The organism is Homoserinimonas sp. OAct 916 (assembly GCF_003260275.1).
In the GTDB taxonomy this organism is placed as follows: domain Bacteria; phylum Actinomycetota; class Actinomycetes; order Actinomycetales; family Microbacteriaceae; genus OACT-916.
On record NZ_QJHB01000131.1, the window covers coordinates 1 to 279 of the forward strand.

The following is a 279-nucleotide window of genomic DNA, read 5'->3' on the forward strand; positions in this document are numbered from 1 at the left end:
GATGCCGCGGTCGACCTCCGCGGTCATCAACGGCGGCAATTTGCGCCCGGACAGTTCGGCGTCGAGCGTGGCCGCGCTGTGCCGGATCTGCGTGGCGTTGGCGCAGGGCAAGCCCATCCGTTCGAGCAGCACGGCGAGCGTGCTCTCCGGTACATGCTGCGTCGTATGGTGCGCATCCTGCCACTCGACCTCGAAGCCGGCGCGCGTGGCAAGGGTAGTGATCGTATCGGTCGGGCGTCGGGTGCTCACGCGTGGCGCTCCTGTTGGCTCGCGATGCGC

At 68.8% G+C, this 279-nt stretch carries 1 protein-coding gene; it reads right to left on the bottom strand.

Going from position 1 to position 279, the window contains the following annotated elements; genetic code table 11:
• Positions 1 to 249: hypothetical protein (locus DL891_RS16985; RefSeq protein ID WP_198668996.1), on the bottom strand; the 249-nt coding region annotated here is incomplete at its 3' end.
• Positions 250 to 279 lie beyond the last annotated feature (30 nt).